The following is a 9,364-nucleotide window of genomic DNA, read 5'->3' as shown; positions in this document are numbered from 1 at the left end:
GTTCAATGAAAGCGTTTTGAATTTGAACAGTTTGTGAAGACCTTCACATTACGCTTTCTTTTTAAATAAATCGGAGTAGAATAAGAGTCAAGAAAGAAATTGTTATAAAACAGTTTAAAATAGTATCACGATTTCTAGTGGTTGTTATATTACAAAAAAACGAATTCGAAGGGAGATTTTACAATGTGGGTTATTACAGTATTTGAGAAAAAAGATGTTCGTATTTTTGAGTATGCAAATAAAATTGAAGCAACAAAAGCTTTAGAAGGATTTAAGAAAAACGCCATTTTATCTTTTACAAAATAAGACGACTGAGGTCTCATAACTAGTACTAGTTATGAGGCCTTTTTTTAATTGGAAACTAATTAATATTAATTTTTTTCCAATTACCGCATCATACACTTGCTCTTTAATTCAAAGCATATTATAATAAAACTATAAGTGGGACACAAAATTGTATAGTGGGACAAAATAAGACCCATTACTATTGAAAAGGGAGTAGATAAATATGTTATCTGTACCTGATGCACAGCAAAGGCTACTTCCAGAAATGTATCCGCTTCTTCAAACAAGATACCGTATTTTGCAGACAATCCAGCTAATGCAGCCTATTGGGCGTCGAACACTTGCAGAATCATTAAAAATGACTGAACGTGAAATACGAAAAGAAACAGATATTTTACGTGAGCAAGGGTTATTAGATTCTCAAAAGTCGGGTATGGTATGTACAGATGATGGTGAAGTAGTAATAGAAAAATTAAGAACACTCGTTTACGAATGGTCGGGACTTACCCAGTTAGCAAAATTACTGGAAAAGCATTTTGGTTTACAGCATGTAATTGTTGTACCAGGTGATTATAATGAGGACGATACGGTACTCACCTTACTTGGTAAGGAGGCAGCGCAAGTATTTATGTCTTCCAATTTCAATGGGCAGGTCGTGGCTGTTACGGGCGGCAAATCTGTTGCGTCACTGACACCATTTCTACATCCTGCACATGCACAAGACATTACATTTGTAGCTGCACGTGGTGGAATTGGACATGAAATGCAAATGCAAGCCAATACACTCGTTGCAACATTTGCCATGCAGATGGATGCCCAATATCGCACCTTGTTTTTACCTGAGCATTTAAGCGAGCAGGCATATCAAGCTATGCTCACAGAGCCAATGGTAACGGAAATGATGAATTATTATGAGCGTGCAGATTGTGTTATCCATGGGATAGGCTCTGCAGAGGAAATGGCATTAAGGCGGAACTCATCACCTGAGGATTTACGAATTCTTGAAGAAAAGGGTGCTGTGAGTGAAGCATTTGGCTATTATTTTAATGCCGCAGGTGAGATAGTTCATCGAATACGTACAATCGGTATTCAGCTAGAGCAAGTTCAAGAGAGTAAGCAAGTAATTGCAGTTGCTGCAGGTAAACAAAAAATGAAGGCAATGCTATCGTATTTTAAGGTTGCGCCAAAGCAAACCATATTTATTACTGATGAGGCGGCAGCAAAAGCAATCGCTGAGGGTTTACCTTCTTTATAGAATAGTTTTAGGTTTGAAAAAGTACTCTATTTCAGTGAGTGATCAACACTTTCTGGTTGAGAATAAAGCCATTTTGGCAAAATAATATTTAAACATTATTGGAGGAATTGACAATGGCATTAAAATTAGCGATTAATGGATTTGGGCGTATTGGACGTTTAGTATTTCGTGAAGCAATGGAGCACGATGAATTTGAAGTAGTTGCAGTAAATGATTTAACAGATGCTGGTCAGCTTGCACATTTATTAAAATATGATTCAGTACACGGTATCTACGATGCTGAGGTTTATGCAGAAGGCGATTCTTTCGTAGTGAACGGAAAAAATGTGAAAGTTTATGCTGAAAAAGATCCTACTCAATTACCATGGGGTGAGCTTGGTGTAGATGTTGTGCTTGAATGTACAGGTAAATTCCGCTCTATGGAAGAAGTAAGTAAGCATATTGAAGCAGGTGCTAAAAAAGCGATCCTTTCAGCACCAGCAAAGGGTGCAATGCCTACATTTGTCATGGGTGTTAATCATGAAGATTACAATCCTGAAACAGACGATGTTATTTCAAATGCTTCTTGTACAACAAACTGTTTAGCACCTGTAGCAAAAATATTGGATGAGAAATTCGGTATTGTCCGCGGTATGATGACAACAATTCACTCTTATACGAACGATCAACGAATTCTTGACTTCCCTCACTCTGACCCACGTCGTGCACGTGCAGGTGCTGTGTCAATGATTCCAACAACAACAGGGGCAGCTGTAGCAGTTTCTAAAGTTTTACCTCAATTAAAAGGTAAATTAGATGGCTTCTCTATGCGTGTACCAACACCAAACGTTTCTTGTGTTGATTTAGTAGTAGAACTAAAAGCAGATGTAACGAAAGAATCCATTAATGCAGCACTAAAAGAAGCCTCAGAAAACGAACTTAAAGGTATTTTAGGCTACAATGAACTACCTTTAGTTTCCATTGACTACAATGGCAATCACAATTCTTCAACAGTGGATGGTCTTTCTACGATGGTGTTAGAGAATAGTATGGTGAAGGTTTTAGCATGGTATGATAACGAAATTGGCTATTCAACTCGTTTAATGGACTTAGCTCTATATATTGCAGAAAAAGGATTCAATCATAAATAAGCGACATATTTCAAAAATAAAAGTAAAAAGTGTGACATAATACCGCTTTTTAGGCATAAAAAGTATAGCCTTTAAAATATCTAAAAGATATAATATACAAGGGTAAAGAGAGTAAGGGATGTTTACCCCTTACTCTTTTTTTATCTTGATTCAGCAAGCATAATTAAACACCTGCTTAATCAAGATCTTGCGCCGGGCTGATATCACGGATTTGGATTGGAGCTTTTTCGAGCGAGCTCCAAAAAAACCCAGAACCAATTGTGCTGGAGCGTCATTGATACAGGAATATAGCGTTGAATGAAAATAGGTGCAAAGTTTAACAAACGGTCTTTCAAACAAATATATACAATCGCAAGACATAGAACGTGACTTTTGTTACTATAAAAGCAAGTAAAAGGATACTTTATCAAAAGCTGGTTCCTTTAGTGAATTCTAGGTTCATCACCAAAAGATGTGGTTGACATTTTTAATTGTAATAGTAGTTGACTGGAGCGAAGCCAGTGTGACTCCTAGGGGATTAAGCGTCCAAGATGAGACCCTGGAGCGCGAGTGAAGCGGCTCATCGGACGCCCCTTGGAAAGCACACTGGCGGAGCGGAAGTCAACCAGTTATGGTGAATAGCCGAATTCTATGGGATATGCTATTTTTATCTTGATTTAGCAGACATAAAACGCCGCTAATCAAGATAAGCCCCCAGACCAATGTGAGGGTTTTGAAGAGCGAGCTCTAAAAAATCCGGAAACAATTCCGCTGGGACATAATTGATTGAATAGAGTGATTGTGAAGAATTGAGGAGCCAAGATGGGTGATCCAGGGAATTCGCAAATTAAAAACTTTGAAGGGGGTTTCTTCATGTTAAATAAGAAGACGATGAAAGATATTGAGGTAAAAGGGCAGCGAGTATTTGTACGTGTCGATTTTAATGTACCGATGGCAGATGGTGTGATTACGGATGATACACGTATTCGTGCAGCAATCCCTACAATTGAATATTTAGTGGAGCAAGGAGCTAAAGTAATTCTAGCCTCTCACTTGGGACGACCAAAGGGTGAAGTAAAAGAAGAGATGCGTCTAACGGCTGTAGGAGTTCGATTAGCTGAATTAATCGGCAAGCCAGTTACTAAATTGGATGAGTCAATTGGTAAAGAGGTAGAGAAGGCTGTTACCAACATGCAAGATGGTGACATTCTTTTACTAGAGAATGTACGTTTCCACGCTGGTGAAGAGAAAAATGACCCAGCACTAGCAGAAGCATTTTCAAAATTAGCAGATGTCTATGTTAATGATGCGTTTGGTGCTGCTCACCGTGCACACGCGTCAACAGAAGGTATTGCTAAGCATGTTCCAGCTGTTTCTGGTTTCCTTATGCAAAAGGAACTAGATGTATTAGGTAAAGCATTATCTAGCCCTGAGCGTCCATTTACGGCCATTATCGGTGGTGCTAAAGTGAAGGATAAGATCGGTGTTATTGAAAGCTTACTGGAAAAGGTAGATCACTTAATTATCGGCGGTGGTTTATCATTTACATTTATAAAAGCACAGGGGTACGATATCGGTAAGTCTTTATTGGAAGAGGACAAAATTGAGCTAGCTAAATCTTTTATTGACAAGGCTAAGGCAAAAGGCGTGCAATTACATATGCCGATTGATGCAGTTGTTGCAAATGAATTTTCAAAAGATGCAGAAACGAAAATTGTAGATGTAGACGCCATTCCAGCAGATTGGATGGGCTTAGATATTGGTCCAAAAACAGCGGCAAATTATGCAGAGGTCATTCAGAATTCTAAATTAATTATTTGGAATGGTCCTATGGGTGTTTTTGAAATGGATAAGTTTGCAAGTGGCACTAAAACTGTGGCTGAGGCAATGGCCAATACAGCAGGTTATACAGTAATTGGTGGAGGCGATTCTGCAGCAGCTGTTGAAAAATTTGATGTAGCAGATAAGATGGATCACATATCTACAGGTGGCGGTGCTTCATTAGAATTAATGGAAGGTAAAGAGCTTCCTGGCATTGTGGCACTAAACGATAAATAAACTATTGGAGGCAAAATGATGCGTAAACCAATTATTGCAGGTAACTGGAAAATGTATAAAACATTTGAGGAGGCCATCGAGTTTGTCGATGCGATTCAGGACAAACTTCCTTCAAATGACAAAGTAGATGCTGTTGTTTGCGCACCAGCACTTTATTTACCTACACTTGTGCAGGTTGCTAGTGATTCGGAGCTAGCGATCGGTGCACAAACAATGCATTATGAAAATGAGGGTGCATTTACAGGAGAAATCAGCCCGAATCAGCTTGCAAGTGTACAAGTGGATTATGTCATTTTAGGGCACTCAGAACGTCGTGAGTACTACAATGAAACAGATGAAGCCATTAATAAAAAGGTAGCAGCAGCATTAGCACATAACATCGTACCAATTATTTGCTGTGGTGAAACGCTTACAGAACGTGAAGCAGGAACGACTGAGCAAAAGGTAGCTAGTCAAATTAAAGCGGCACTTGCTGGGTTTGAAGCGCAACAGGTGGAGCATATGGTCATTGCCTATGAGCCAATTTGGGCAATTGGCACAGGGAAAACAGCAACAGCAGAAGATGCAAACCAAGTATGTGGAGCTATTCGTGGGGTTGTGGAGGATCTATATAATGCTGAAACAGCGGCCGCTGTACGTATTCAGTATGGTGGCAGTGTGAAGCCTGAAAATATCGCAGAATTATTATCAAAAGAGCATATTGATGGTGCCTTAGTTGGTGGTGCTAGCTTACAACCAAAATCATATTTAACATTATTGGAGGCGGCGGCAAATGCCTAAAAAGCCAGTAGCATTAATTATTTTAGATGGCTTCGCATTTCGAGATGAAACATACGGGAATGCTGTAGCACAAGCAAATAAGCCTAATTTTGATCGTTATTGGAACCAGTATCCCCATGCTACATTAACGGCAGCAGGTGAAGCAGTAGGGTTACCAGAAGGTCAAATGGGCAATTCTGAAGTTGGACACTTAAACATCGGTGCTGGACGTATTGTTTATCAAAGCCTAACACGTTTAAATAAATCGATTCGTGAAGGTGACTTCTTTACAAATCCTGCATTTTTAGAGGCAGTGGCACATGTAAAGGCTCATCAGTCGAAGCTGCATGTTATGGGCCTACTGTCGGATGGGGGCGTTCATAGTCATTTTGAGCATATGTTTGCCCTATTAAAGCTTGCTAAGCAGCAGGGGCTAGAAGAAGTTTTCGTACATGGCTTTTTAGATGGGCGAGATGTTGGACCAACAACAGCATTAGATTATATTGAAGAAACTGAAAGACAGATGGCTGAAATTGGTATAGGTAAATTCGCTTCTATTCATGGACGTTACTATGCAATGGACCGTGATAAACGATGGGATCGTGTAGCTCTAACCTATAATGTACTTGTTGATGGCGTTGGTCAAACGGCAGAAAGTGCAGCAAGTGGTGTAGCAGCATCCTATGAGCGTGAGGTAACAGATGAATTTGTGATTCCATTTAGTATCCAAGAGCATGGAGAGCCAGTGGCTACAATTAATGATAATGACGCAGTAATTTTCTTTAATTTCCGCCCTGATCGTGCCATTCAATTGTCAAAAGTATTTACAAATAATGAATTTGATGGCTTTGTTTTATCGGCTAAGCATCCAAAAAATTTAAAATTTGTCTCCTTCACACACTATAGTGATGAAGTTCATGCACAGGTGGCCTATGAAAATGACAACCTAAAAAATACGATAGGTGAAGTGTTAGCCACAAATGGTAAAGCACAGCTACGTATTGCAGAGACAGAAAAATATCCACATGTGACCTTCTTTATGAGTGGTGGACGTGAGGATAAATTTGAAGGGGAAGAGCGAATTTTAATTGCATCCCCAAAGGTTGCAACCTACGACTTAAAACCTGAAATGTCTGCCTATGAGGTGACAGAAGCCTTACTTGCAGAAATAGCTGCTGAAAAATTCGATGGAATCATCCTTAATTTTGCTAACCCAGATATGGTGGGGCATAGTGGAATGCTAGAGCCAACGATTAAAGCAATAGAAGCAGTCGATGAATGTCTAGGGAAAGTAGTAGATGCACTGCTTGCAAAAGGCGGTGCAGCTATTATTACAGCTGACCATGGTAACTCTGATGAAGTGCTGACTTTAGCAGGGGAGCCAATGACAGCTCATACAACAAATCCTGTTCCCGTAATTGTGACGAAACCGAATTTAGTTTTACGAAATGGTGGCATTTTAGCCGATTTGGCGCCAACCATGTTAGAATTATTAGAGGTATCACAGCCTACTGAAATGACAGGACAATCATTAATTGAAAAAGAGGAGAATTAATTATGCCATTTATTACACAAGTTTATGCGCGCGAAGTTTTAGACTCACGTGGGAACCCAACAGTAGAGGTTGAAGTATTTACAGAATCAGGAGCTTTTGGACGTGCAATCGTACCATCAGGAGCATCTACAGGTGAATACGAGGCAGTAGAATTACGCGATGGTGACCAATCTCGTTACCTAGGCAAAGGTGTATTAAAAGCAGTCGAAAATGTTAACACAATTATTGCGCAAGAATTAGAAGGAAACTATTCAGTTCTTGATCAAGTCGTAATCGACAAAACTTTAATCGAGCTAGATGGCACAGAAAATAAAGGGAAGTTAGGTGCTAACGCAATTCTAGGTGTATCCATGGCAGTTGCACATGCTGCGGCAGATTATTTAGATGTACCTCTTTATCAATATCTTGGTGGCTTTAACTCAAAACAACTACCAGTACCAATGATGAATATCTTAAATGGTGGCGCACACGCTGACAATAATGTAGACATTCAGGAATTTATGGTGATGCCTGTTGGCGCAGAATCATTCCGTCACGCTTTACGTATGGGCGCTGAAATCTTCCATAGCCTAAAGGCTGTATTAAAAGCAAAAGGCTATAACACAGCAGTAGGTGATGAAGGTGGTTTCGCCCCAAACCTTGGCTCTAACGAAGAAGCCATTACTGTAATTTTAGAAGCAATCGAAAAAGCAGGCTACAAACCAGGTGAGGAAGTAAAACTTGCAATGGACGTTGCTTCATCTGAATTATTCAATAAAGAAGATGGCAAATATCACTTAGATGGTGAAGGTGTTGTGAAAACTTCTGAAGAAATGGTTGATTGGTACGAAGAGTTAACAAATAAATACCCAATTATTTCAATTGAAGACGGCTTAGACGAAAATGACTGGGCTGGACACAAGCTATTAACTGATCGTATTGGTGGTCGCGTACAATTAGTAGGTGATGACCTATTTGTAACAAATACAAAAAAATTATCAGCTGGTATTGAGCAAGGTGTAGGAAACTCAATCCTTATCAAAGTAAACCAAATCGGTACGCTAACAGAAACATTTGAAGCAATCGAAATGGCAAAACGTGCTGGTTATACAGCAGTAATCTCACACCGCTCTGGTGAATCAGAAGACGCAACAATCGCTGATATTGCAGTTGCCACAAACGCGGGTCAAATTAAAACAGGTGCTCCATCACGTACAGACCGCGTAGCTAAATACAACCAACTTCTTCGCATTGAAGACCAGCTTGGTGCAACAGCTGAATATTTAGGCTTACATTCATTTTATAATTTAAAATAAGCTCACAAAAATCGCCTCAAGGTATCCAATGACCTTGTAGGCGATTTTTTTGTGCCTACAAAGTTGTAATGATGCGGGGAAAAAAATCAGATTTTCCAGAGTATATAAATCTTCTTTAAAAGGTTTAAATATGTAAAATGTAGAATTACTATTAAAACTAGGAGGGACGCTATGCATAACTTATCAGGAAAAATTATTCTTGTCACAGGCGCAAGCTCAGGTATTGGGCTTGCCACGGCTGAGTTGATGGCATCAAAAGGAGCTAAAGTAATTATTAATTATCATTCAAATGTGAACGGTGCCAGGGAAGCCGTTCAACGTATTCAAAAAAAAGGGGGAGAGGCCATTGCAATTCAAGCTGATGTGAGGAATAAAGAAGAAGTGGATTCAATGGTTGAACAAGCTATTTCTTCATTTGGCACAATTCACGTTTTAGTTAATAATGCTGGGGGTGGTGTCCGTCAAAGTACATTTATGGATATGAGCGAAGAACTGTGGGAAGAAACGTTCAAATTAAATGTTAACAGTGTTCTCTTCTGCTCTCAAGCTGTATTAAGACATATGATTCCGAAAAAAGATGGAAAAATTATTAATGTCTCTTCAGCGGCTGCACGAATTGGAGGGGCAGGAGAAAGTATTCATTACGCATCTGCTAAAGGGGCGATCAATACAATGACAATAGGAATGTCCAAAGAGCTAATTGACTATGGAATAATCGTGAATGGGGTAGCACCTGGAATGGTAGAGACACCTTTTCACGTTAAATTTGCTCCTGACGATAATCGACTTGAGCGAATGGCTTCATCTGTACCTATTAAAAGGGCTGCAACACCTATGGAAATAGCAGAGGTAATCGTCTTCCTTTCCTCCGATGCTTCAAATTATATCCTAGGAGAAATTATAAATGTTAGCGGAGGGCGATAATTGGAAATGATATATTTTGTCGGAAAATTCTTAGTCGCAATGTAACTGGATTGGTAAGGCTTATTTTTATATGAAAACTAAATACTTCATCGAAGGGTCAGTAACCGCTCAGGAAGAGTCAGAA

At 39.4% G+C, this 9,364-nt stretch carries 8 protein-coding genes; all 8 read left to right on the top strand.

Going from position 1 to position 9,364, the window contains the following annotated elements; translation table 11 throughout:
- Positions 1-183: 183 nt before the first annotated feature.
- Positions 184-306: a hypothetical protein gene (locus B2R82_RS13945; protein WP_286925433.1), complete on the top strand. Its 123-nt coding sequence runs from the start codon at positions 184-186 to the stop codon at positions 304-306.
- A gap of 202 nt (positions 307-508) precedes the next feature.
- Positions 509-1,540 carry a sugar-binding transcriptional regulator gene (locus B2R82_RS13940; protein ID WP_286925432.1) on the top strand — a complete coding sequence of 344 codons (1,032 nt, stop codon included), beginning with the start codon at positions 509-511 and terminating at the stop codon, positions 1,538-1,540.
- 113 nt (positions 1,541-1,653) lie between these two features.
- Positions 1,654-2,670, top strand: coding sequence for a type I glyceraldehyde-3-phosphate dehydrogenase (gene gap / locus B2R82_RS13935; RefSeq protein WP_283869459.1), 1,017 nt, complete (start codon positions 1,654-1,656; stop codon positions 2,668-2,670).
- A gap of 852 nt (positions 2,671-3,522) precedes the next feature.
- Entirely contained in the window at positions 3,523-4,707 is a 1,185-nt protein-coding gene (locus B2R82_RS13930) for a phosphoglycerate kinase (RefSeq protein WP_286925431.1), read from the top strand.
- Positions 4,708-4,725: 18 nt separating this feature from the next.
- The gene (tpiA, locus tag B2R82_RS13925) at positions 4,726-5,487 is read left to right on the top strand and encodes a triose-phosphate isomerase (protein WP_286925430.1); all 762 of its coding nucleotides are present in this window, start codon (positions 4,726-4,728) and stop codon (positions 5,485-5,487) included.
- A complete protein-coding gene (gene gpmI / locus B2R82_RS13920; RefSeq protein ID WP_286925429.1) occupies positions 5,480-7,021 on the top strand; it encodes a 2,3-bisphosphoglycerate-independent phosphoglycerate mutase in 1,542 nt (513 codons plus the stop codon). Before tpiA ends, gpmI begins: the two co-directional genes overlap by 8 nt.
- 2 nt (positions 7,022-7,023) lie before the next feature.
- Positions 7,024-8,316 carry a phosphopyruvate hydratase gene (eno, locus tag B2R82_RS13915; protein WP_286925428.1) on the top strand — a complete coding sequence of 431 codons (1,293 nt, stop codon included), beginning with the start codon at positions 7,024-7,026 and terminating at the stop codon, positions 8,314-8,316.
- A gap of 171 nt (positions 8,317-8,487) precedes the next feature.
- On the top strand, positions 8,488-9,240 hold the full coding sequence (locus tag B2R82_RS13910) for an SDR family NAD(P)-dependent oxidoreductase (RefSeq protein ID WP_286925427.1): 753 nt from the start codon (positions 8,488-8,490) through the stop codon (positions 9,238-9,240).
- The last annotated feature ends 124 nt before the right edge of the window (positions 9,241-9,364 follow it).

This window comes from Lysinibacillus sp. UBA6686 (assembly GCF_002455205.1).
In the GTDB taxonomy this organism is placed as follows: Bacteria; Bacillota; Bacilli; order Bacillales_A; family Planococcaceae; genus Lysinibacillus; species Lysinibacillus pakistanensis.
The sequence above is the reverse complement of the archived record's forward strand: the minus strand, read 5'-3'. Positions and strand labels throughout refer to the sequence as shown.

Bases quoted from the DNA above. Each gene is read 5' to 3' on its own strand.
- eno (WP_286925428.1), top strand. From the start codon at position 7,024: ATGCCATTTATTACACAAGTTTATGCGCGCGAAGTTTTAGACTCACGT.
- tpiA (WP_286925430.1), top strand. From the start codon at position 4,726: ATGCGTAAACCAATTATTGCAGGTAACTGGAAAATGTATAAAACATTT.
- B2R82_RS13940 (WP_286925432.1), top strand. From the start codon at position 509: ATGTTATCTGTACCTGATGCACAGCAAAGGCTACTTCCAGAAATGTAT.
- B2R82_RS13945 (WP_286925433.1), top strand. From the start codon at position 184: ATGTGGGTTATTACAGTATTTGAGAAAAAAGATGTTCGTATTTTTGAG.
- gap (WP_283869459.1), top strand. From the start codon at position 1,654: ATGGCATTAAAATTAGCGATTAATGGATTTGGGCGTATTGGACGTTTA.
- B2R82_RS13930 (WP_286925431.1), top strand. From the start codon at position 3,523: ATGTTAAATAAGAAGACGATGAAAGATATTGAGGTAAAAGGGCAGCGA.
- B2R82_RS13910 (WP_286925427.1), top strand. From the start codon at position 8,488: ATGCATAACTTATCAGGAAAAATTATTCTTGTCACAGGCGCAAGCTCA.
- gpmI (WP_286925429.1), top strand. From the start codon at position 5,480: ATGCCTAAAAAGCCAGTAGCATTAATTATTTTAGATGGCTTCGCATTT.